The following is a 24860-nucleotide window of genomic DNA, read 5'->3' on the forward strand; positions in this document are numbered from 1 at the left end:
AAAATGTACAATTTATGTACAATATTGAATTATTATATAATTATTTAGACTTAGTAATTAGCATTATCTTATCATACATCTTTTCTCTCTATTTCCTACTTCTTAAAACTCTAAATATAACCACTATAAAAATTTAGAAATTACTGTATTAAATTCAAATGTAAAAACTTTTTATACTTCCCCTGTCAAAGCATCAGTAAATGGGTCTGGCAAAGCCTGTTGTATTTCCATTTCTTCATTATCTTTATCATAATTTTTAACAGATAAATTATCACTATTTATATTTTTTTTTAAAATATGTCTACTATTTTTCCGCCGACTATAATCCTGTAATCTCAGCAATTCATCTTGATAAACAGAGATAATTCTGGTTAGAGACTCAGCTACTTCATCCCAATTTTCATCATCTACAATTTTTTCCGCAATACCTTGGAATAAATCCCCTGTTTGGTTTTTTTGAACATACTCTTTTAATAACTTCCCAGATTTTTGTAAAGCTGCCTGATATGCCTCTCCATCAGACCACCAAAGTCCAGGCTGGTTTAATAACCAAGTTAAAATATATTCTTGAGCGTGTTGTTCTTTTACCCAATTAGCAAGATACTTTAATTCATCCATATATTCCCTCTTTAATTTTATCAATTAAAAACTACTTTAGTTCAGTTTATATAGTTTTTTTTCAGGTGCCAAAACAATCTTCTAAACATAAAGGCCACAGTATGAGACTGAACTAAGTTTGTAAACTTCTGACCTTGAGTGGGGTCTTTATGTTATCGTAATGTTTTTTCGGTTCTCAATTCAACAAATTGATAAATATTCAGTACTTACCACTGCCCGTTAGGTAAATAATTAACAGACAAGTAGCTGCAAGATAAGAGTTTTATTATTAACCCCTTATAGATATTATGGCGGAATTAGATGCTTTATAAGCATTTATAAGGATGTTTTACTTTAGCTTTTGCTCTTTCGCCTATTAGATTTGAGACTTTTCTAATTATAGGTTTTCAACCTACTTGATACTGATCAAAAAAGGGGGTTATAGGGAGTATTTTCAACCTTTTTTTCTTATTGCTTCTTCCCACTATAAATGAGAATACTCAAGAATTAAGAGTTGCTCAAGAGTGGGTATGATGATGGAAAATAGCGATCGCTTTTCAAATCAACTTATTAAAATTAAAAATGATGCAATGTCCTAAATGTCAATCAGATCAATAAAGATGGTCATAAAAAAGGAAAACAAAACTATATTTATGTCCATTGTGGCCGAAAATTTATATGGCCTACATTCCTCAGGACGAAATGCAATATCAAAATATAAGTCCAAAGTCAACCCCCCTTTATTCCGCCAAGGGGGGGGGGAAGTGACCACAATTTAAAGAAAATTATAGTAGTCAATAAGAGTTAACAATTTAGTAAGTATTTATACTTAAAATTTTTCTGAGAATTTGACTCCTAATCAAGATAAATGAAGATAATTTTTCTAGTATAAATACTTAAGCAAGCTACAGCTTTTATACTAATTTTTATGTTAGAAATTGAAGTACGGAATGTGGGATAGAATTTTAGGAGCCTGGTAAAGGTTACTCTCAAGATTCAAAAAAAAGACTGTCTAAAAATGTATGAAAATGGGATGGGATGAGAAATTGATTGACAAATCAAAGAAAGTATGATAATAAAAACACATTAATTTTGTGTGGCCAAGTATGGAAACTCTCACCTGATCTTTATGACCCAGAGGAAGCTCCAGAGGTGGGAGAACTAGATGAGTTGGAAACATTTATAGGATCAATTTCAGCAAAATTTGGCTATAGATAACATGGACGACTTTAAATGGGGTATTTTAGGATAGGTTTTAGGAGACTAATGTGCCTAAACTTTGACTCCATGATGGGAAGTTATTAATAAATTGAAGTCCTATTTTTATGTGACAGATGGATGGAAAGTTTACCCAAACTTTATTCAGAGCTTGAGATCACATTATTAGTAAAACATATATGGTTTAAGTTTGTTGGTGAAAATACTAGATTAATAATATATCTCAAGCCAAAGTGATATCGTCAAACTCTGTGTTATTTTATCCTCAGCATAAATGCTCAGATATTCTATTCAATTATTAATTCACTATCTCAAATTTAGAGATGTGCTAACTCCTTATTCAAATAATACAAATTATCTGATAGTGAGAGCGATCGCAACTTTTATAATATCATACTTTAATTGAGCAAATTATATTTCCTAAAACCCGAATTACTATTAATAACGGCGTTAGATGTCAGGTCTCTACTTCCTCAAAAAAACGACAATAATTAAACTACAAATTAACACTATCGGCACTACTGGCAGAAATCCTAAAGCCCAACTTTTAGGAATAATATTTACCTGAAAACCAATAACTGCTATTTCTCCAAAAATAATGGAAATTATACAACTCAAAGGTGAAATATTTTTCCCATATAAAGCGGCAATAACTGTGGGAAATAATACTGCTAAACCTGTAAAAGCTTGAGTAGCGATCGCTGCAATTGTTGCCGGAGGATTTGCTGCTAAAATCAAACCAATTATTGCTAAAATAACAATTAAAATTTTGCCCACAAAAGTTTGTTCTGTCAGGGTTGCTTGGGGGCGAATATAAACAATATAAATATCCCTAGTAATCATAGAACTTAATGCTAAAAGTTGAGAATCAAGGGTTGACATAAACGCTGCTAAAGCTCCTACCATTACTAATGAAGCCATGGTAGTTGAGGTATATTCAGCTAACATCATGGGAAAAATTTTATCTGCTTCTTTTCCAACTAAATCAGGAAAATTAATATGACCCCACATTCCAATTAAAACAGGGCAAATAAACATTATGCAAGTAATTAATGGATATAAACTAGCAGAAAGTTTGAGGGAATTAGGATTTTTAGGAGTATAAAAGCGCATAAACATTTGGGGGAACATCGGTACACTTAAACCCCAAAGCAACATATAACTAAACCATTTGTGGGGAGTGAAAAAATCATTGGTACCAGAACGAGAAAAAAGCTCTGGTTTGAGTTTATGAACAGTTTGATTAGCTTCAGTCAAGCCACCGAGACTTTGGGAAATAGTCACTACTGCAACTATCATTAAAATCAACATTAATACTCCTTGTAAAACATCGGTTAAAGCTACACTTTTCATTCCCCCGATAAACACATATAAAACAATGATGAAAGTTAAAAAAGCTGCTCCCCAAAAATAGGGAATTTGCCCATTAGTTAAATTTTCAATCATATAACCCCCACCAATTGGTTGTAGGGTTAAATAAGGTATGGTAAAAATTACCATCACGGCTAAAAATATTAGTTTTAGTGGTTGACTTGGGAGGCAATTTGCGATTAATTCTGAGGGAGTAATTAAACCTTTTTCTTTACCTAAAAGCCAAACTTTATAACCGATAAAATAAAATGTAATTCCGACAAGGGCCGTACCAAATCCTATCATCGGATAATAACTTATACCAATACGATAACCAGCACCAGAAAGTCCGAGAAAAGCAAAGGCACTAAAGTTGGTAGCAATGAGGGTAAAAAATAGAACTATGGAACCGATTTTTCGCTCTGCTAGAAAGTAATCTTCTGGTGTATTTTTTTGGCTACGATAACCAATAATTCCGATGACTAAAGTCAGGAGTAAATATGCACTAATAAATAAGTAGGGAATTAGGTTTTTGATCATGATTAATTTTCCTCTTCAGTTTCAGATTTCCAGAAAGTTTGAGAGAAGATAAAAAGAGCACAGGCGAGGATAATTTGCAAAGTAATAAAGTAGAAAACCCAGGGTGGGAGATGGAGAAATGAAAAGGAAATTGTTTGTTTCCATGACCAGAAGTCTAGGGAAAGTAGGAAAATTATGGTGAAGCAAAAACACCAGAAATAGGGAGATTTGAAAATCTTGAAGTTGTTCATATCTGAAAAATTGTGATAAATTATTTGTTGGATATAGCCTAACTTTGAATGATTGAACCTCGATTAATTTTACTTCCTATAATTATGATATAGTATAAAGAGAAATGCCTAAACCGACAGACATATTAAGGAGTTAATCAAATGAATGAATGCTTACAAAAAATATGTAATAATTGATAATCCTCAGCAGTTAGTTTTATCAGATTTGCCATTTTCAGCAGGTCAAAAAGTGGAAATCATTATTTTAGCTGAAGAACAGAACGAAGTTGATAGTCAATTAGAGGAATTACGCCAAAAAATTGATGGCGCAACTGAGCAAATTTTAGCAGGGAATGTAACAGATGGCGAATTAGTTTTTGAGCAGTTACAAGCTAGATTAAAAAATGAATATGGATTAGAATAATGGTAAAGTACAAATTTTCTGAGGATGCAATATTTTTTCCTTCTATTATTTTCTGGCTTGGTCTGGATTAATTATTATCTATTAGTTAGTTAAGTAAGTGCTAAAATTATTCCTCAAAACCTGCTTTAGCAAGACATTGGATATAAATTTTTGTGGCAATGTCTACTGCCAATAAATAAATTTCTTGGCTCGCAACAGAAGTCATGTTTAGATGACTAATTACCATTATTTGCTATAATACTCAATAAAAAATAATTGACAAAGCTCAATTTTATCTAGTTAAAAAAAAAGCTCAATGCTTGCCAAACAACTTTATCATAATACTGTAAAAAAAGCAGGAAAATTTTTATAGCTGAAGCTGGTTTTCCCCTGTTTAGTTTTGATGTTTTGATGGAAAAAATTATTCAATGGAAACCACAGTTCGACTCTTAGATGTAGAGGGGTGGCGCGACACTCTCTCAAAAATTTTGCCATACTATGCTGATATTTATTACTGCTATGGTGATGTGAAAACTTTTGTAATTATTAGTCAAGAACACAACCATTTTATGTTACTTCATTAAGGATGGGAAAATCGTCGTCATGTTTATGGTACTATTATTTATGCAGATGCTGAATTTAACTGTAGTTTGATTTTTTGTCAACTCAGGGAATATTTATTGAATGATACTAGATTTTAATTGGTGAGGCGATCGCTTTCACCTGAGTCCTTACGAATTTATGGAAATTTCTTCACCTTATTTCTTTCTCTTTTAGAATGTTGTATAAAATGTCTCTACCTATTACCTAATATTTGCTAGAATAAATTTTTAGATAGGGTTTTTATAACTTCTTTATTTCTTCTTTCATAATATGTCTTACAGTGAATTTACTCTCTCACAATTAGAATCTGAATTTAATCTTATACTTCAGCAAAGAGTAGAATTATTCAAGTCAATAGAATCTGTAAATCCTAGTGCTTTACTGAAAGAAATTTTAGCTGAAAATATTCCTTTAGCATTAGAAATTGATACAGAAAAAGCACGTTCTGAATTGATTATTTCTCCAATTATAGTCGAACTTAGAAAATATTTTAATCGCCAAATTAGTTTATTTTCTGGAACAGAATTTAATGTAGATAAATCTAAAGGATTAACAGGAAGATGTGACTTTTTAATTAGTTATTCTCCCAAACAATTAGAAATAACTGCCCCTGTGGTGACAATTGTTGAGGCAAAAAACGATAATATTAAATCTGGAATAGCCCAATGTATAGCAGAAATGCTCGCTGCTCAGTTATTTAACCAACAAAAAAACAATCAAATTTCTTGTATTTATGGAATTATTACAACTGGCAGTAATTGGAAGTTTTTAAGGCTGAGAAAAAACCAAGTTGATATTGAAGCATGGGAGCATTTTATTGGTAATTTAGAGGATTTATTGGGGATTTTAATTTACATAATTAAAGAGGCAGTAGGGTTCAAAAATTAACAATTACCTATTCTGTTAATATAGCCAACTTTTTTTCAGGATAAACAGTAATTTTTTCAAGGAAAGTCAATATATTTATAGCTGAAATTATGAGGAGTATGAATATATTTGTTATAGAAATATAAGCTACTAATTTTCTATAAAAATAGGGTATTTAGTTGATTACTTTAGAGGGATTTTGAGAGTAGTATCCTGATAGTTATGGTCGATTTTAATTAAGTAACGGAGAGATTTTTCAACTGCAAACTACTGGAACCCATGAAAAAGTAGCTGGTTTTCTGGCTTTGGAACTAGGTGTGGAAATTAAACGCTTAAACTTGCCTTTTTTTACCCTATACAGGAATTAATTAAAGCTATATATTCCGATAAATATGCTTATATTTCTGAGGTGATGGTTTTGGATAAAAATGCTATGGCTCAGGAGTCAATGTGGAACAAGCGATCTACTATTACTAAAGGTATGAGTATTAAATTAGCGGAAGAAGTAGTAAGTACTAATTGGCAAAATAGTTATTTAATTAAGCTGACAGAATATGAAAAGTTAGGTATAAACGAATATTGGATAGTTGATTATTTAGGGTGGGGAGGTAGGCGCTATATTGGAGACTTGAAACAAGCAACTATTTCGGTTTATAATTTAGTTGAAGCTGAATATGTGCTGAATTTATTTAGATATCAAAATGTGGTGGCTTCACCTACTTTTCCAGAACTTAATTTGATTGCTGAACAAATTTTTTAAGTTGGACAGTAGGAGTGTTATAAAAATAACGGGGAATAAGAAGTTAGCTAGTCTATGAAAACGGATTTAGTATTATCATTTAGCTAAAGCAGAATATATGCTAAATTTATTTAGAGGTGAAGATCATGTTTTTTTACTAATAAGTTCCCTAAAGATTAGTATATTGAAAATGATTTACTAAAAGCTATCTATATTGAATTTTCTAAAGATTTTAAGATCGACTTTAAAGTTTCTGAAAAAAATTCAGGAGAACATTCAGTTTGAACTCGCTTTATGGCATTTTTTCTCAGTTTATTCCATAAGCTTGAATCTTGATAAAGCTTGACACATTGTTGAGTAAAATTTATTGGATCATCGCTAACTAATAATTCTGTTTCATGTTTCCATCCTAATTGTTGAGCAATTAAGGATGTGGTAACAATAGGTAAACCGTAAGCTGCTGCTTCATGTACTTTATGAGGAATTCCTGCTGCATATCGAGTGGGAGCTAGAAATAATCTCGCCTGATTATAAAATGGTCTGATATCATCTACTTTTCCTAAAATTTTGATTGATGTATTGTTTAAACTATTTACTTTTTGTTGAATTTCTTCTACAGTATTATTCCCAATAATTATTAATTCAACATCTTGAGTTAGTTGTTTCTGAATTAGAGGAAATATTTCAGAAGTTAGCCATAAAATAGAATCAGCATTGGGAGATTCTTTTTCATAAACTGAACCCACAAATAAGAAATTTTGTCTTGACAAAAAAGATTGAGGTGTGGGATAAACAGACAGAGAATGACCTAACAAGCTGACATTGGCATAGTTTTGCTCAATAAATTGTTGTTTTTCTGGGGAGGAAACGGTGATAATATGATGGCTATTTTTTGCCAGTTTAATTTCTTCTTTAATGGCTGTTTGACGTTCTATTTCAGTAAAATAAGTTTGATTTAAACGTTTATATTCATAGTCTCGAATGCTAAAAATTGCTTCAGCATCATAAATAATTTTTGCTGATTTGAGTAAATTTTCTTTAACTAAAATAGAGTTTAAATGTTTGATATTGTGAGGGCGACTAATAAAAACTAAATCATAGTATCCTTTGCGTTCTCTTAAAAAATCTTCTAACATAATTAACCCATATCCTCGCATAACTTCAACAGTTTGGGGAATATCGGCATAAACAGTTGACCAATCTTCGAGATGACGCAGATCCCCTGGGTAAAGGGTAACAAAATAGCCTAATTTAACAAGATTACAGAGAATAGAATGACTGCGAGTATAACCTGGACCTAACCAAGGATGAGGAATTCTATCATCAATAAATAATATGGGTTTTGGTCTTTCTCTAGCTTGAGTTCGAGCAAATATTAAATTCTTGAGTTCGGTAAGATATTGAGATGAAAACCAGTCTTTGTGTTTTTGTTGAAATATCTTTTGATTTTTTTCCATCAGAGCGCTCGCCTGCTCGCTTGAACCTGTATGACTGGAACTAGCAAACTCATAATGGAGAATATTTACATTGGGGTCGTAAATAATTTTTTTTCCTAATTTTTGCAGTCGCACACAATAGTCGGTTTCCTCAAAATAAGCTGGTTGATAATCTTTATCAAACCCTTCTAATTGTAAAAACAAATCTCGTCGAGTTAAGAGAAAAGCTCCCGAACAATAATCAACAGCACGTTGAAATTGATATTCTGGTGCAGTGGGTAAGTTTCCACGTCCATATCCTAAGCAAGTTCCATCTTGCCAAATAATACTTCCTGCTTCTTGGAGAGTGCCATTGGGAAGGATTAGTTTTCCACCCACTGCACCAATATCATCTGAAGATTTAATAGTTTCGAGAGCGGAGGGGATACTATTACCTAAAACTTGAGCATCATTATTTAAAAATAGGAGATAGTCTCCTTGGGCAATTTTGCTACCTTGGTTACATCCCAGAAGATAATGAAGATTTTGATGATTCAGGGTAATTTTGGCCCCGTTTATCTGTTGTAACAGTTGACGGGTGGTATCAGTGGAGTTGTTATCGACTAATATCAGTTCAAAAGATTGAAAGGGGTTTCTCAAAAGGGAATATAAGCAGCTTAAAGTTATTTCTGCTCGGTTATAGAGAATAATAATGATGCTAATTTCTGGATTTTCAACCAGGGGAAAGTTTAGTTGAGAGTTGGTATTGAGGAAGCTATCAAGAGTGATTTGGTTAAGAGTATCAAGAGTTTGTTTTGCTTGGTCTAGTTGGGGGGTTTGGGGGAGAGAAGGGTCTGGGGATCTAATGGTGGAATTTGGAGCACATTGAAAACTCTCTGCTAAGGGATGGTGGGGTTGCAGTTGGAGAACTTTTTGATAGGCGAGTTGAGCTTTGTCGAAGAATCCTTTTTTGGTCAACGCTTTTCCTAAGCCCAGGTAAACCTCGGCGTCATTGGGAGAAATTTCTAATGTTTGATAGTAGGTTTGTAGATCGTCTGGGTTTTGTTGAATTTTCTGTTTGTAATAGTTCAGCAGATTGGTTTTTTCTGCTTTTGCTTGTTGTTGTAGAGCATCCCCGATTTTTTTGTGTATTCCTGGGAGGTTGGGGTTGAGTTCGAGGGCGCGTTGGTAGGCAGCGATCGCTTCTGACCAGCTCTGATTCTTGTAGAAATCTTTGGCTTCTTCTAGGTAATTTTCACAAGTTTTCATATTCTTAAATTTTAGTCAAAAAGTTCCACATCCCTTTTATTACAAGGAGGAAATATAAGTGCGAATAAAAAAATAAAACTACTTCATAAACTAGGTTGATAGCTGTAAAAAAAAAGATAATGCTTTCAAAACTTATTTTGTATCAAATATTAAGTGAATATCATCCCTATTAGACAACCTCTTTCAAGACTTCTTGCCACTGTGCAATAAATTTATCAATATGAAAAACATTTTTTGCCATATTACGAGAATTATGACCAATTCTTCTAGCTTCCTTTGGATTATAATAGAGAAACTTTAAATATTCATAAAGCTCAGACATATTATTAGAAGCATAACCATTTTCACCATTAACAATGTACTCACTTTCACCATGAAAATTAGTCGTCACTAGAGCCATACCACATAACATTGCTTCAGTCCTAGCTCTTGGATTTGGTGATGCGTATGAGGGGCTAAATAGGATTGAGGAGGTAGAGAGAAAAGTCCTATATTTACTAAATGAGCTAAATTTGTAATCTCTTCCAATCCAGTCAACTTTTATGCCCGTTTTTTCTTCAAATTTAATCACTGCATTGTTGTTACGATATTCATTATGTATTTTCCCTGGAGGTTGATTAACAACTATATTTCCACGACCATAATTACTTTGAGGCCATTCTTCAGGACTCATCCCATGACGAATAAATCGGGAATTTTCTATACCCCAAAGGTGATGAGCCGTGCTGCTATTACACACCATAAAATTATCGCCTATTAACTCTTTAATTTCTTCAGAAGTACAACCATCAACCATGTTACAGCCATGATTAATGATTATTTTTTTGCCTTTGTACATATTACGATAACGCAAAAATAGTAACCGTTTATCTAATTCATGCCAAGTCCACTGATCTACATGCAAAATCATTAAATCTGTTTCTACTGATTCTATATTATTGGCAAATTTTACATATGGTGGAATAGGTCTGTAATTTACATTCCAGCGACGATGAGTGTTCGTTAAAAATATCATATTGTGAGGTAATTTACACAACTCATAATCATGGGCAACATGCCAGGGATATTTAATAATATTCAACCTTGCTTTAAGCGATATTTGCATCTTGTTATGATATATTATTTGTTTTTTATTATTTGTCTAAAAATCACTCTAAAAACTAAATTTTTCTAGCCAATATTCTAATAGCAGAGGCAACACGATTTTGATTCATTGCCTCATCTATTGTGTCAAATATATTTCTATATTTAACTTCGTACTTTGATAGTATGTTTTGTAATAAATAGCTAATAAATATAGCCAAAAGTGGTTCTGCCTTAACTTTAGCATATATACCCGAACTTCTAATTATTTTTAATAATTCTGTATCACCTTCATGGTATGAATAATACCCGCTATCTATGATTTCAAATCCAAGATTGCCTAATCTATCAATCATTCTTTTTCGAGAAAAACCTAAATGGTAGTGCTTATGTTTATCCCACTGCCTTTTTCTTTCGTTTACTAAATAATCCGAAGATTCTTGTTCATCCTTTTCTGAATAATGTGGAGTATCTACATAAATATATCCTCCAGGCATAACACAAGAACTTAAGTTGACAAGCGCACTTTGATAATCTTCTATGTGTTCCAAAGTTTGTATTGAAAAAGTATAATCAAACTTTGATTGCAAATTGCTCCACTCATAATGATCTAAATCTACGTCTACAAACTCAATATTGTTATTCTCAAGTATATAATTCCAATTATATTTAGGTATATATTTTGAAGATTTATCGAAACAAAACATCTGCATATTAGGAAATGCTTGACTAAGAAATACTTCATGTGAGCAACTTCCAGAGCCAAAACTTCCAGCTTTTCTTGGTTGGATATTATATTTAGTTATATAATCAAGCATTGGCACATAAGATAATAGTAACCTGACCAAAGTTTCAGTAAAGAAACAAGACATATGGTTTGATGATTGTTCTATACATTTTTTGAATACTTCTATATTATTTCTCTTAATTTTTTGCATAATTTGATATTTTTTTTATTTAATAAATTATTAAAAACTCTTACAAGGTAATGTTTAAATCTTCTTCACCACCATACCAAACAATTTGAAATATAACTGGTAGGTAGAATTGCGAGCTAAATCACTAATTTTCCAAGGCCAAGCACGGTAAACATTAATATACCAAGTGTCTAAAGGAAAAACCTGAGACAGCAGATTAAACATCTTTTCTGGAGTCATTGCTGTTTTATGATGATGTGGATTAGTAGATTTTGGTTTGTAGTAAGGAAAATGATCTGGAATATACCTACATTCTTTAACTTCTGGCAAGGGTTTTAGGGTTTCATCCCAATGCTCAAAATTGGGAGTTGTGCAAGCAAACATTACATTGGTAGCTGCTTTAATTTTTTCCAGAAAGATTAATAAATCATTTTCTGGTATATGCTCCAAAACTTCCAATGCCAAAGTTAGATCGGCTATCTTCAGAGGTGATTGTATAATATCTGAGTATGTATTAATATTCCTTGCAAGTAACTTACTTGATATATTATTGTCAAGTTCTATGCAAATATAATCTTTAGCATTTTTCGCCTTATTGTATTTTTTAAACCAATCATGTAACGGGTTATTGCCAGGTCCAAACTCAATACAAGAAGAAAAGGATAAATTTTTCTCTTTAGCAGTTTGGTCGATTATTTTAATCAGGTTATATTCTGATGTTTGCATAATATATTGTTTCATTTGTCTCTCTTATTCTTTTTATTTTTTTTTGTTGTAGATAACCCTGTGATTCCACTATAAAATCTCTAATTTTCCACACCGTTAGCAGGATTAGACAAAATTTTCATCTTGATTTCTTTTTGAGTCTGTTAAGTTCATCATTTAATATATCTATTTTTTCTAGTGCAGATGTGAAAGATATGGGTAAAACATCAGGAAAATTGGTAACTATATCCTGAATAATATCATGCTTGATTCGCCTCCACTGATTTGTGATATCAGGCATCTGTGGCGGAATTTTAGGAGGAAATATTTCCAACCATTTTACATATTGCCTAGATAAATTACTATCTATATCACTGTTTCCTCTCAATACTACAGGAATATTTACATAACAACAGTTATTTTTCTGTTGATTATTTAATGCCAAAAGTGTAATGTTCCAACCCCAATAGTTAAGTTGTGTTTGAATTAGAGGAATATAAGGTTTTACCCAACTACGCTTAATTAGCATAACATCAGGTGTATTCGGATTGATCATGAATTTAATCCCATCAAATATTGAATTTGATTGAATATCTGGCAAGCACCCATAAGATTGAACCTTTAGTAGTAAAACGGGTTCTGCATCTGATTTACTTAAATGTCGATCTAACTCTTCATAGATACCTTGAGTTAAAATACAATTTCCAGAAACTAATAAAATCCAATCTTGGTTTGCTTCTATTATAATTTGTTGAAAATATTTGAAAATTTCTAAGTAATCATTTTCAGGGAATAAATACTGAAATCCGTGCTTTTCTATTTTTAGTTCTTGCTCATAAGGAGTAGTAGCTACAATATATTGACTACCAAAATCTGACCAGTTGACCTCTGACTCCTCTATGCAAGTAGTAAAAGTTTTTGTCACAGAGTAGTCATAAATCAAAACTGCAACTTGGGATAAAAAGTTTTTTTGATAAGTTTTAGTAAAATTTCTTTTTACTTGAGTTGGTATCCAGCGTTTTCGACTACCAAGCACATTATTAAACCAGTTTTTTGTAATCTTTTGAGTTGAATATATCTCTAATGCACGTTGACGTGCAACCAATATTTCTTCTTGTACCTGGGCAAAATTTGTTTTCAGATAAGTCAGCTTTTCATTCCAATTACCATCGTAGTTCACTAAAAAATGGTTACCCAAATTAAATTCTCTAGCTACTCTCCTATGTTCTGGTGTTGCAGTTGCTAATACTGGTACACCTAAAGCAATAGCTTTAATCATGCGATTGGCATTTTTAGCTAGGTTCCATTCTGTAGGTTCAAGAGGAAATATCAGAAGATCGAACTCCGTCAAAGTCTGATCGACAGTATTGATCTCAAATTCAATATCCCCCCCTTTAGTAATGGTTGTAATTTTTTCCTCAATGTTTACATTTTTAATCTGTAAAATCCCCTCAGGAGCGCCAAACCAGGCAATATTTTTCAGCTCAGGAGTTGGTTCTCTAACTATATCATCTGTGTTGATATCGACTGGGTTCTCTAAAACAAATACATTAGGATGATATTTATTGGCAAAATCAGCTAATAATTGACTACCAACTGTAACTACATCAACTGAATTCATAAATGCTACTAACTCTTCTTGTGTTCCTTGATTAGGTAAAACATAATTATCATCAAAATCGTAAACAACCACTTTGTTTTCATGTTTGAGTTCTCTAAGTTGCATTTTTGATCGATCATTAAGTTGATCGAAAAGCCGAAGTTTCTGAAATACATAAACATCACTCTTGTCACTATAACCAATAGTGACTAGATGACCTGCTTTGCGAAGGCAATCTACTAGTTTCCAAGTCCTAAGTCTAGCGCTAGCTTTAGAGTAATTACCAAAAGGAAAAAAGGAAAAATTAATTGGTTTAAAGCCACTACTTGCATCTATAACTATTAATTCAGAAAATGCTAACCACAAATTTCCAGCACTGGTTGTCGGTAGGTTAATATAAAACCCTATATGTACTTCTTCAGGTAAATTCTTGACTACTTTGTTGAGGTTAATTGATATATTTGTGGTTGACCAGCCGAAATTACTATGGACTTTAGTAGAGAGTTGATAAATTTTATTAGTCAATTTATCGTCAGCAAAAATAGCTATGACTATTTCCGATCTATTAGTATTTTGCAAACAAAGTTGTACAGAGCTTGTAATAATGGTATCTTCAAATATTTTAATACCTCTAACAATTTGACGTAAATAAGATCTGGGATTAGTTTGTTTAACATCTTGAGTTTTAATATAAAAAAAACTATCATTATCAACCAGTTCTTTGTTTATTTCAGGTATCTCTTTATTACGAACAAATTGAGTTGCAACTTTCCACTCAGGTCTTATTACTAATTCCCAGTCTCTAGGAGCAATATTACCCTCACAAATGTTAAGTTCTTCTAAATTAAGGAATTGTGGATTAGATAAAAGATTTTTTTTTGTTGTAGAAAAAACCGTTTTTGTTTGGGTGTTGTTTTGAGTATCAAACTGTAGTGAATCTTGTTTGTTTTTTTCTACTTCCTGAGTTTGAAATTGAGAGTTTAATTTAGCTGCCTGACGAAATGCATGGAACGCTTGTTCCAATCCTCCTACCTGCATCGTTTTTTTTAAGTTGTGGCGAGACCAGACGAAAATATCGGGATTTTTATCTATAGCTTTTTGATATGCTAAGATTGCCTTTTCTGATTGACCTTTTGCAATCCAAGCATGACCTAATCCCAAATATAATTCAGCATCATCTGGCTTAATTTCTAAAGCCTTTTCATAACTTTTCACATCTGTCGGATCGTTCCTGATCCCTTGCCGATAATAACTTAATGCTTGCTCTAATTTCCCTTGAACCTGCTGATGCAATGCTTGATTTAATTTTTCCTCTACTTCAGGAGAAAAATCAGGCTGAATCTCCATGAATCGACGATAAGCATTCACTGCTTCATCCCATTTTTCTAAAAGGAAACAAAGCTCTGCTAAGTTATAATAAGACCAAGCAAAATTTGGTTCTAGATAGATGGCTTTTTGATAATATTTTATTGCTTCATTCAACTTCCCTAACCTGACTAAAACATCCCCTAAATTATTATAAGACCAAGAAAGATCGGGCTTTAATTCTATCGATTCATTATAAGCAGCAATTGCGTCTTCTAACTTTCCTATTTCTTGCAATAAATTACCTAATTTATGATGTACTTCCCATGATTCCGGTTCCATTTCAACGGCTTTTCTATAAACCTTTATTGCCTTTTCTTTCTCTCCTTTTTCTACCAAAGTATCACCTTGTAAATGGTAATATTCTGCAAAATTTGCATCTACTTTAATTGTGTTATTAACAGCAATTTTTTCTAAATCTGACTTACTTTGTGTAGCTAATATTTTCCCAAACTGCCCCGCCTTTGTTAACTTCTTATTAGCTTCTTGCTGCTGTTTAGCATTAGCTATTTTTTCCTGAAGCTGATTTTCCGCATCTGCTAAATACTGTTTTATATCTTTCCTGTCAGGATCTAATTTAATTGCTTTTTGGTAAGCAGCGATCGCCCCTTCCCAATCTTCCAACTTCACCAACACATCTGCCAACTTATAATAATTCCAAGGAAAATCAGGATTCAACTCAATAGCCTGATGATAAACACTCTTGGCTTCTGGCCACTTCTCTAACTTAACTAAAACATCCCCCAAATTATTATAAGACCAACAAAAATCAGGATTTAACTCAATAGCCCGACTATAAACACCAGTCGCCTCCGACCACTTCTCTAACCTAACTAAAACATCCCCCAAATTATTATAAGACCAACAAAAATCAGGATTCAATTCAATAGATTTCCTATAAGCATTAGCAGCCGTTTCTAACTCCTCTGTTTCCTGGAACAAACTACCTAATTTATGATGCACTTCCCATAATTGAGGCCGAATTTCAATGGCCTTTCTGTAAACCTTTATAGCCTCTTCTTTCTCCCCCTTGTTTCTTAAAGCATCACCCAAATACTGATAAGCATCAACAAAATCTGGGTCTATTGCAATTGCTTTGTAGTAAGCATTTATTGCTTGGGAAAGTTCCCCTACCTTGGCCAAGATGTCAGCCAATTTAACATAAGACACAGAAGAGTTGGGATTTAATTTTATGGCATGACCATAAGCCGAAATGGCCTCGGAAAATTTTTCTTGTTTAATTAAAATATCCCCTAAGTTATGATGAGGTTCCCAGAGATTTGGTTGAATTTCAATTAATTTTTCATAGAGAATTACTACTTTTTCTAATTGGTTTTGGTTGACTAAAATATTAGCTAAAGAGTAGTAAGCCTCTGTCAAGTATGGCTCAATTTCAATAGCTTTACGGTAATAAGAAATAGCCTCTTCTAATTTTCCTGGTAAAAGAGCTAATATATTTCCCATCTCATAATTAGCACCTGAGTCGTTAGGATTTAGTTTCAGTGCTTGAGCATAACAATTAATAGCATTATCTAATTGATTTTTCTGTTGAAAAGCTTTCCCCATTATCTGATAAGCTTCTGAGTTTTTTTCAACTTTAATTACTGAATAGCAGATAGCGATCGCCTCAGAAAACAATCCTTCTAAATAATAAGTCTTAGCTTGTTTTAATAGTTCTTTAACTTCTGCTTTTTGAGAATAATTAATCTGATTTGTCACTATCTGATTCAACTGCAGTAATTCACCACTTTTCCGTTCAATTTCTGCTGCACTTAGTTGATGACCATTCTGATATTTATCTTCTAATTTTGCTGAGATATTAAAATTCACATCACCCTTTAAACTCTTCTGATTTTGATTTTTATTTTCCCAAACTTTATCTTTAATTTCTGCTGAATTTAGTTGCTCACCATTCTCGTATTCAGCTTCTAACTTAGCTGAGATATCAGAATTCATATCAACCTTTAAACTCTTCTGATTTTGATTTTTATTTTCCCCAACTTTATCTTTAATTTTTGCTGAATTTAGTTGATAACCATTCTCGTATTCAGCTTCTAACTTGGCTGAGATATCAGAATTCATATCAACCTTTAAAGTATTCTGATTTTGATTTTTATCTGCCCAAATTTCCTTAGCTTTATGGTAATAAATAACTGCTTCATCCCATCTTCCGAGACATTTTAATCCCAAACTAAGATTATAGTAAACTGTACCCAAATTAGGATTTAACTCTATAGAATTTTGATAACAAGATACTGCCTGAGCAATTTTTCCTTTCTCATACAATTTATTTCCTAAATTAAAATGGTCATTAGCAGTTACTTTTTTAGGTTCTAAAGAGTAAGCTTGGTACCAAAAATCTAGAACTCCTAATGTTTCACCTAACTCAGTCAAAACCATCGCTAATTTGTAATAATTCTCAGCCACCTTTAGTTTTATTTCTAACGCTTTTTCATAACAATAAATCACCAAATTCAAAATTTTATACTCAACATATAAATTGCCTAATACTATATAAATTAAACCATAACTTTGCTGAATTTCCAGAGCTGTTTTGTAACTGCTCTCAGCTTGTTTTATTTCCCCAATTTTTTTCTGAGAATCTCCGATAATTATGTAAGCTGCTGCTACATCTATTTTAAGAGAAATCGCTTGCTGACATTGAGAAATTGCTTTTTCATAAAATCCCTCCTCATAATATTTTTGAGCTTCCTGAATATAAACATTAGGAATATTTCTCACACCATTAGATGTCATATCTTTTAAAAGAAACGTTGAATTTATTTGTTTTACCTCATTGACTTTGGAAATTTCTTTCAGTTTTAAAGTGGAGTGAATAATCTGATTATTATTAGCTTTTTTTGGACTATTCATAACGGTTTTTTCTCCCTCTATATTCCCATAAACATTAGTGACATCTGCTTCGATGATTAGAGGTTTATTGGGAGCTAAAGTTTTCGTAATTTCCTTATAGTTTGTAACCCTTTTATCCTGACTATTTTCTAACACAGATAAAGATGATTCTAGATAATTAACAGAGTCCGATAAATCACTTTTTAAATCAAAAGTTGATATCACTCTACTAACTCCTTTACTAACAACTCTTTGAAAATTTTCAGGTTTCTGAATAATATGAATTGTATCATCAGCCCGAACCTGCTGAATTATTCCCTGACTATTTTGGTGATTTTCTCCTATTAGTAAATTGAGAGAATTTTCGAGATTTTGCCAATAATTAGGAAACACTTTTGTAGTAGGTTTCTTTGTTCCTTGCAGTTTTAATGCTTCCCCTAAACTTTCATAAGCTCCTAATAAATTAGGATTTAATTCTATCGCCCGACAATAGCACGATATTGCTTGAGAAATTACCTTTTGTTGCAGCAGACTATTTCCTAATATTAAATGTTCTTCTGCTGTAGCTTTTCCAGGCTCTAAACTGTAGGCTTGATACAAACAGTTATCACCTTTTGTCTTCTTACCAACTTTTCTCCAAGCTATAGCTAGTTGACGGTAAGCATCAGCATAATTTGGCTGGATAACCAAAGATTTTTGATAACATTTAATTGCTTCTATCCATTGTTCCTGTTGAGCATATAAACTACCGATATTCAGATAAATTTCTGGGTCATTTTTTTCTAAAGAAAGAAATTTTTTATAGGACTGCCAAGCTGCTTCTACTTCCCCTTGAGATTGCAATCTTTTGCCTAACTTTTTGTAGTATAAAGTTAATTTTATGGCTTGATTTTCTGGAGTTATTTTTTGATTAACAGGTTCTAAATATTCAGCCTTTATCGAAAATTTTTCCGCCTCAGTATAGCTGCCAATTTTTTGATAAATTCTGGCTAAGTTTCGGTAAACTCCGGCAAATTTTGGTTGAATTTTTAGAGCTTTTTGATAATAACTTATTGCTTCTTGCCACTGTTCTTTTTTTACAGATAATGTGCCTAAGTTAGCATAAGCTTCTGCAAAATTTGGCTGATATTCTATAGCTTTTGTATACCAATACCAGGCGGTTTCTATTTGACCTTGAGCATAAAAAACATTCCCTAAAGTTTTACAAGCTGGGCTATAATCTGGTTGAGATTTTAAGGCTTGAGTACAGGTAGTTTTGGCTAATTCTAATTCTTTTTGCTTTAAGTATAATTCTGCTTGTTTATTTAACTGACCAGCTATTTCTTGGGAGTTAACTTTTAATGATATTTTTTGACCTACCTGTTTCATCGGTAGCTTCTTCTTTTCCTGAGATATTTTTTTCCTAATACCTACTTGTTGTTCTTTCTGAATAGACGCTTTTATCTCACTACTGAAAACTGTTTCTAGTATTTTTTTCTTCTCAATAATGCCAAGAACTTTTAGAGCTTTTTCTAAAGAATTAAGATTCAGGATAATATCTTCTGTCAGAGGATTTTGATACATTAATTTCCGGATGGGAGCACAACCAAAATCTTCTCCTTTTAAATAGTAATGTTCCAGTCCTATTTTTTGGCTAATCCCACAATAATAATGTCTAATATAGTTAGGTGATACTAATTCTATAACTTTAGTTCCTCTAGGAGAAAATATAATATTTGTCAGTCCACTACCATGAGCTCCAATAATCACTTTGGCATGAGAAAATATGGCTATCTGCTCTTTCAAATTCATTGAGTCTGGCTGAATACAAACAAAACCTATTTCACTTAATTTTAAGAGTACTTCTTCTTCATTGAAAACTCGTCTATATCGTGAATTATTTCTACTTATATATATCCTTTCTGGATAGAATGAGCTGGTTTTATTTTCTGTAAATATCTCCTGTTTTATTCTTGATAAAAATACCTGACGGTGAAATTCTAAACTCCAGGATGTTAGCCTACCTAAATCTCCAGGAAATGAGGGAACAATTAATTTTTTAGCTTGGATATAAGGGTGCTGTTCGCTGGAGATAATTTTATTTTGGGGAATACCTAATACATTCAAACTTTCCCTTTGAAATGGCATCTGATAATTACTAACTAAAAAAAAATCTATTTCTTTTAAGTCTATGCCATGAAGCTTTAGAATTTCTAACCTCGGCAATATATCTACCATCCAATGAAAATATACATGGTCATATAATCCTGATAATACTGCTACTTTACCATCTATTTTTTCTAATTCTGGTAGTTCTTCTAAGTCAAAAATTTCTTGTTTATTTTCATCAGAATTTTGACATCCTAGCTGACCTGCTTCGTTCCAGGAAAGCTCTTTTACAAGTTGATTATCTTGATTGATAATTGCTATTGCATTATTAATCATCCCATATTTTTTCTGGGGTACAACCCATGCCCTACCTGATAGTAGTTGAGCTACAAATGTTTCTGTTTCTGCTCTTTTTAATGAGTTATTTTGGCTGAGAATATTTGTCGTTGTTTGATTTTCTGAACAGCTATAAATTCTACTGCCTAAGTGGAGCATATTAAATTCTTGAAAATTTTGTTCCCACCATGGTCTACTGTTTAATCTTTCACAGGATGATGATAAAAATTTCGGCTTTTTCTGAGCTTTTTTTGATTTTGATAAACTCTGCAAATTCTCTAATATTTCGGGATGCTCTGGATAAGTTTCTAATCCTAGATTAGTAATAATAATTGCTGAATTTATCAGATTTTGCTTGACTAAACTCTTACCTAGCTTGACATATTCTTCTGCTGTTACTGTTTCCAGTTCTAAAGCTTTTTTATAATAAATTTTTGCTTGTTCATCCTGGTCAGATTCTCCTGATACATTCCCTAAATGTAGATAGATTTCTATCAGGTATTGAGAAATTTCTTTCAGAGATAATGAATTGGGAAAATTAGAGTTTTTTAGAGCTTTTAAAAAGTTGGCGCCGGCTACTTTCCCTTTGTCTAATTCATCTGTACTTTCTGCTAATAAATTACTCCATTTACAGTAACCTTCCACAAAAGAATTGTTCTGAATAGCTTTTTGTAAATTAGTCATGGCTTCTGAGAGTTTTCCTTGTTCCATTAGGGAATAAAAACTCTCACTATAAGCTGTTAGATTTTCTGGTTCTAGTTCTATGATTTGCTGAAAATATTTAACTGCTTTTTCATGTAATCCCTGACTTTGATATACTTGACCAAGATGATAAAGAGATATGGTAAATTGAGGTTCTAACTTTAGGGATTTTTTCAAGTAAGTTATTGCCTGGTCTAATTGACTTTTTTGTAATAGGGCTTGACCAATATTATTGTAGATAGTAAAGTCGTCTGGTTTCAGCAATAAAGCTTCTTTAAATACAGCAATTGCTGCATCTGATTGACCTTGATGCAATAAAATACAACCCCAATTACTGTAACAATTAACTATAGTTTCATGAGAGTTACTTTTCTCACTTTTTGATAAGTTTATTGCTTGCTGATAACTATCAATTGCTGAAATTAATAAACCTTGATTTTGCAAGACAATGCCCAGATTATAATAAGCGTTAATATCGTCTGGTTTTAGGGCAATTGCTTTTTTATAGCTCTGATATGCTCCTAATAAATCTCCCTGTTGATAGTGTATAATCCCTAAGTTATAGTTAACTTGTTGTAAATTTGGATTCTGATTTAGTGCCTGTTGATAATAAAATGCTGCTTCTTCTAATTGGCCTTTTTCCTGGCACAATGAACCTTTAATTGCGATGTTTTTAGCTTCATCTATCAGTTGAATAACAGGAGTATTTTGCATGTATTATTTTTCTCCATTATTTTCTAAATATGTTTAGTCATAACTGAACCATAACTACTGTCTTTAGTTGGTGTTTAATAGCCATGGATGAATGGTCTACAACATATTCGTGTAGTATTCTGTAGGAAAACACATCTACAGATAGTGTATGAATTGATATTTTACGACTGACCACAATGTATAATCAACATTTTACGGGTTCCAGTCCAACTGACAGTTTTGCAAGTTATAGCTTCTGAAACATCCAAGATAATTTTGTTGTATTCACCAGCTTTGTGTTTCAATAAAAGTTTAAGTCTGTAATATGCCCAATTCAAAATCTGTTTAACTGACTTACTAAGGCACAGAAATTACTTTACCTAACCAAAGGTTTTCGTGGGTTGAGGGTTCGCAGGCTGCTGCTAGCTTGACATTGGTCTTAAGCTTGCCTGGTGCGTCCATTTTTTGTCTGGTGACTACCCGCAGGTGACTAATTTATAAAAAAAACATATATTATGTATATTATATTTATTTTAAAAAAATCAAATATCCACCCTAGAAGGATGAGACTTTCAACCCATTAATTTACTTGAATTTTAATTTAGTTTCCGGAAATATCTATTAAGTCAATACTCCACTGTTCGTTTCCTTCCTCTGGATGTTTCCGGTTTGGCCACAGGTAGTATGGGAGCCATTATTTTCAAAAGCTCCTGATTAATCAGTTCTATGGAAAAGGTTTTGAGTAGAAGAGTGAGATTCATATACTTAATATTTTATATTTTCTCTATTTTCTCCCTTTATAGCAATCGAAGCAAAGGTTAGGACGTTAACTTAACAGCATAATCAACTCTCAATGCGAAAATTTTCTATTGTTCCTTCTGACTTTCTGACTCGATTTTTAATTGGAAACCAATAATGTTCTATTTCATTTAAGTCAGGAGAATATGGTGGTAAATATTCAAGCTCACAATTCACTGATTCTATTAATTCTCTAACTTTTTGGGATTTATGAAAACTTGCATTGTCTAATATTACTAATTGTCCTGTTTTTAATTGTGGCAACAATTTTTCTCTCAACCATTTTTCAAAAACTACACGGTTACAAGAGCCTTCAAATGTTAATGGAGCAACTAATTTTCCTTCACACAAACCACTTACAATACTTACCCTTAGACTTCTTTTTCCTGACTTTAAATCGTAATATCTTTTTCCCAATTCATTCCATCCATAACCATAATCTTCTCTATTATCCATACCTGATTCATCTATATACACTAGCTGTTCCGGCCTTTTATCGCGAATTTTGGCCAGAAATTTCTTTCTTTTGTCTTCATCTCTTTCTCTGTAACCGTAAGTTTTTTTTTCTTGTATAACCAATTTTTTTTAAGGCTTTACTTATAGTGCGATCGCTTACCTTATCTGGCCATTCATCAGCCATTTCTTTTTGAGTTTTACTGCCATTAATCTGGGCAAATTTTCTGAATTGTTCTAAGTCTGGTATTTTGGGATTATATCCTTTTTGATAACCTGTTTTTGCTTTTATATCCCCAGTTTCTCTTCTTCTATGTAACCAAGTATTGATGGTATTACGACTAATCTTAAATATAGAACTTACTTGAGTTTTACTCATCCCACCATCAATGGCCTTAATAACTTTTTGTCTTAAGTCATAGCTATAAGGAGAAGGCATAATCTTTCCTAGATAATTTTTCGAGCATTATGTCCTAATCTTTGCTTCGACTGCTATATTATTTAATTTTAATTTTTTTTTACTTTTATTTACAATTTTAGATTTTGAACATAGTATTGCTTTTCACTATTTCTATCCACTTCCTTGTCAACTACATTAATACTCACATTCTACACTTCAATTGTATGACAACAGTTTACAGGCAACCTCTCCATTTAATTTACTTAGAATTATTTATGGTGTTTAGTAACTACAAGTAAGATCATAAAGCTGATGATAAAATGGCCTTTTCGCGATAGCATTATTATTTAGTTTTCAAAAAATGTTTTTATAGGTATTATAAATACAAATATATTTATTAAGAATAATATTTATGTCAACCACTACTACCACTCCACGGGTAAGTGTAATTATACCCGTATACAATTGCGATCGCTATATTAATCAAGCTATAGAAAGCATTTTCGCCCAAACCTATCAATCTTATGAAATTATTGTAATTGATGATGGCTCCACAGACAATACCCGCAAGACCATGGAACCTTATATGGAGATGATCCATTATGTATATCAACAAAATCAAGGGGTTTCAGCTGCCCGGAATCATGGCATTAATTTGGCGCGGGGAGAATTAATCGCTTTTTTGGATGCAGATGATTTTTTCCTACCAGATAAACTGACTGCTCAAGTAAAAGTATTTGACGCTAAACCAAATTTAGGAATTGTTCACAGTGGGTGGCGCAGAGTGAATCAGCAGGGTGAAACTATTAAGGATGAGACGCCTTGGGATTATGTGCCTAAGTTAAATTTAGAAGGTTGGTTGCGCTGGAAACCAATTGGCACAATGGGTACTTTGATGTTTCGACGCAGTTGGTTGCAAGAGGTGGGGAGTTTTGAGGTAGGATTAGGTCAGGCTGAGGATGTAGACTTAGTATTGCGTTTATCTGTAAAGGGTTGTGAGGCTGAGTGGTTGCGACAGTCTACTATTTGTTATCGTCAGCATGACCAGAATACAATGCGGGATGGAGTGTCTCAGGTGCAATCTATTAATCGGGTTTTGGATAAATTTTTTGCCTCGGAGTCTCTACCCTTAGAGATTAGGTTATTGGAAAAACAGTTGCGCTACAATACTTTAGTCTGGTGTTCATGGTATTTGTACTATACAGGTTTTTCTGCTGAGATGGTGGAATATTTACAAAAGTCTTGGCAGTATACTCCTTTTTTACCTGTGGGAACGGTAATTAATTGGATTGAAAGTTTTACAGAATTTTCTGAGAATATGGGGGATGATTTGGATGCTGATAAATTAGGGAAAACTGATGAATGGCAACAGTTAATGGGTTGGGTGATTAGTAATAGTGGGGCTAACTACTGAAGTCAAATAATTGGATCAAAGTTGACATCATTGTACATTATTTGTCATTATATCAAATGTAGGTCCAATTTATTCATAAGAAGCAAATGACTAATTGAAATGAAATTCATTACATAAACACCCGATGCCATTGAACCTAAGAAGTTATAATTGTTTTTGTTGGAATGGGTAGTTTTGAGGTGATCGCCTAGAGTAAAATAGGTGAATACAACCCAGGAAAACTATCTGTATCAGTACCTTGAG

Annotated in this window: 14 protein-coding genes; 6 read left to right on the forward strand and 8 right to left on the reverse strand. The window is 32.6% G+C overall.

Features of this window, described 5'->3' with window-relative positions; all coding sequences use genetic code 11:
* Nucleotides 1-171: 171 nt before the first annotated feature.
* The gene (locus TERY_RS13665) at nt 172-618 is read right to left on the reverse strand and encodes a hypothetical protein (RefSeq protein ID WP_011612379.1); all 447 of its coding nucleotides are present in this window, start codon (nt 616-618) and stop codon (nt 172-174) included.
* Nucleotides 619-1647: 1029 nt separating this feature from the next.
* Between TERY_RS13665 and TERY_RS33145 the strand changes: the two genes are divergently transcribed.
* Entirely contained in the window at nt 1648-1815 is a 168-nt protein-coding gene (locus tag TERY_RS33145) for a hypothetical protein (RefSeq protein ID WP_155994432.1), read from the forward strand.
* A 465-nt stretch (nt 1816-2280) separates the two neighbouring features.
* Here TERY_RS33145 and TERY_RS13675 read toward each other — a convergent pair whose 3' ends face one another.
* Nucleotides 2281-3705: a sodium:solute symporter family transporter gene (locus tag TERY_RS13675; RefSeq protein WP_011612380.1), complete on the reverse strand. Its 1425-nt coding sequence runs from the start codon at nt 3703-3705 to the stop codon at nt 2281-2283.
* 375 nt (nt 3706-4080) lie between these two features.
* Here TERY_RS13675 and TERY_RS13680 point away from each other — a divergent pair, with 375 nt between their 5' ends.
* The 4 genes from TERY_RS13680 (at nt 4081) to TERY_RS13695 (ending at nt 6547) form a co-directional block, all read left to right on the forward strand.
* On the forward strand, nt 4081-4338 hold the full coding sequence (locus tag TERY_RS13680) for a hypothetical protein (protein ID WP_011612381.1): 258 nt from the start codon (nt 4081-4083) through the stop codon (nt 4336-4338).
* A gap of 407 nt (nt 4339-4745) precedes the next feature.
* Nucleotides 4746-4901 (forward strand): FdxN element excision controlling factor protein, encoded by a 156-nt coding sequence (locus TERY_RS33150; protein ID WP_044137549.1) that lies wholly within the window; start codon nt 4746-4748, stop codon nt 4899-4901.
* A 289-nt stretch (nt 4902-5190) separates the two neighbouring features.
* Nucleotides 5191-5808, forward strand: a complete 618-nt coding sequence (locus TERY_RS13690; RefSeq protein WP_011612382.1) for a hypothetical protein — start codon at nt 5191-5193, stop codon at nt 5806-5808.
* Between the two features lie 391 nt (nt 5809-6199).
* A complete protein-coding gene (locus tag TERY_RS13695) occupies nt 6200-6547 on the forward strand; it encodes a Uma2 family endonuclease (protein ID WP_011612383.1) in 348 nt (115 codons plus the stop codon).
* 188 nt (nt 6548-6735) lie between these two features.
* Here the strand turns inward: TERY_RS13695 and TERY_RS13700 are convergent, their stop codons facing one another.
* From TERY_RS13700 to TERY_RS30705, 6 genes are all read right to left on the reverse strand, one after another.
* Nucleotides 6736-9210, reverse strand: a complete 2475-nt coding sequence (locus tag TERY_RS13700) for a glycosyltransferase (RefSeq protein WP_011612384.1) — start codon at nt 9208-9210, stop codon at nt 6736-6738.
* Between the two features lie 169 nt (nt 9211-9379).
* Nucleotides 9380-10315 carry a glycosyltransferase gene (locus tag TERY_RS13705; protein ID WP_011612385.1) on the reverse strand — a complete coding sequence of 312 codons (936 nt, stop codon included), beginning with the start codon at nt 10313-10315 and terminating at the stop codon, nt 9380-9382.
* A gap of 55 nt (nt 10316-10370) precedes the next feature.
* Entirely contained in the window at nt 10371-11231 is an 861-nt protein-coding gene (locus TERY_RS13710; RefSeq protein ID WP_011612386.1) for a methyltransferase domain-containing protein, read from the reverse strand.
* Between the two features lie 54 nt (nt 11232-11285).
* Nucleotides 11286-11951 (reverse strand): hypothetical protein, encoded by a 666-nt coding sequence (locus TERY_RS13715; protein WP_011612387.1) that lies wholly within the window; start codon nt 11949-11951, stop codon nt 11286-11288.
* A gap of 103 nt (nt 11952-12054) precedes the next feature.
* Nucleotides 12055-21573 (reverse strand): tetratricopeptide repeat protein, encoded by a 9519-nt coding sequence (locus TERY_RS13720; RefSeq protein WP_011612388.1) that lies wholly within the window; start codon nt 21571-21573, stop codon nt 12055-12057.
* An 822-nt stretch (nt 21574-22395) separates the two neighbouring features.
* A protein-coding gene (locus TERY_RS30705) for an IS630-like element ISTer1 family transposase (protein WP_076611779.1) occupies nt 22396-23242 on the reverse strand; the annotation gives its coding sequence in 2 pieces (ribosomal slippage) (nt 22396-22935 and nt 22937-23242; 846 coding nt in all).
* Nucleotides 23243-23615: 373 nt separating this feature from the next.
* On the opposite strand from TERY_RS30705, the gene TERY_RS13735 reads away from it, so the two are divergent.
* On the forward strand, nt 23616-24617 hold the full coding sequence (locus TERY_RS13735; protein ID WP_011612389.1) for a glycosyltransferase: 1002 nt from the start codon (nt 23616-23618) through the stop codon (nt 24615-24617).
* The last annotated feature ends 243 nt before the right edge of the window (nt 24618-24860 follow it).

It is taken from the genome of Trichodesmium erythraeum IMS101, assembly GCF_000014265.1.
GTDB classification, from domain to species: domain Bacteria; phylum Cyanobacteriota; class Cyanobacteriia; order Cyanobacteriales; family Microcoleaceae; genus Trichodesmium; species Trichodesmium erythraeum.

Coding starts and splice junctions, on each gene's coding strand:
- TERY_RS13735 (WP_011612389.1), top strand. CDS start 23,616: ATGTCAACCACTACTACCACTCCACGGGTAAGTGTAATTATACCCGTA.
- TERY_RS13705 (WP_011612385.1), bottom strand. CDS start 10,315: ATGCAAATATCGCTTAAAGCAAGGTTGAATATTATTAAATATCCCTGG.
- TERY_RS13715 (WP_011612387.1), bottom strand. CDS start 11,951: ATGAAACAATATATTATGCAAACATCAGAATATAACCTGATTAAAATA.
- TERY_RS13690 (WP_011612382.1), top strand. CDS start 5,191: ATGTCTTACAGTGAATTTACTCTCTCACAATTAGAATCTGAATTTAAT.
- TERY_RS13665 (WP_011612379.1), bottom strand. CDS start 618: ATGGATGAATTAAAGTATCTTGCTAATTGGGTAAAAGAACAACACGCT.
- TERY_RS33150 (WP_044137549.1), top strand. CDS start 4,746: ATGGAAACCACAGTTCGACTCTTAGATGTAGAGGGGTGGCGCGACACT.
- TERY_RS13695 (WP_011612383.1), top strand. CDS start 6,200: ATGGTTTTGGATAAAAATGCTATGGCTCAGGAGTCAATGTGGAACAAG.
- TERY_RS13720 (WP_011612388.1), bottom strand. CDS start 21,573: ATGCAAAATACTCCTGTTATTCAACTGATAGATGAAGCTAAAAACATC.
- TERY_RS13680 (WP_011612381.1), top strand. CDS start 4,081: ATGAATGCTTACAAAAAATATGTAATAATTGATAATCCTCAGCAGTTA.
- TERY_RS13700 (WP_011612384.1), bottom strand. CDS start 9,210: ATGAAAACTTGTGAAAATTACCTAGAAGAAGCCAAAGATTTCTACAAG.
- TERY_RS13675 (WP_011612380.1), bottom strand. CDS start 3,705: ATGATCAAAAACCTAATTCCCTACTTATTTATTAGTGCATATTTACTC.
- TERY_RS13710 (WP_011612386.1), bottom strand. CDS start 11,231: ATGCAAAAAATTAAGAGAAATAATATAGAAGTATTCAAAAAATGTATA.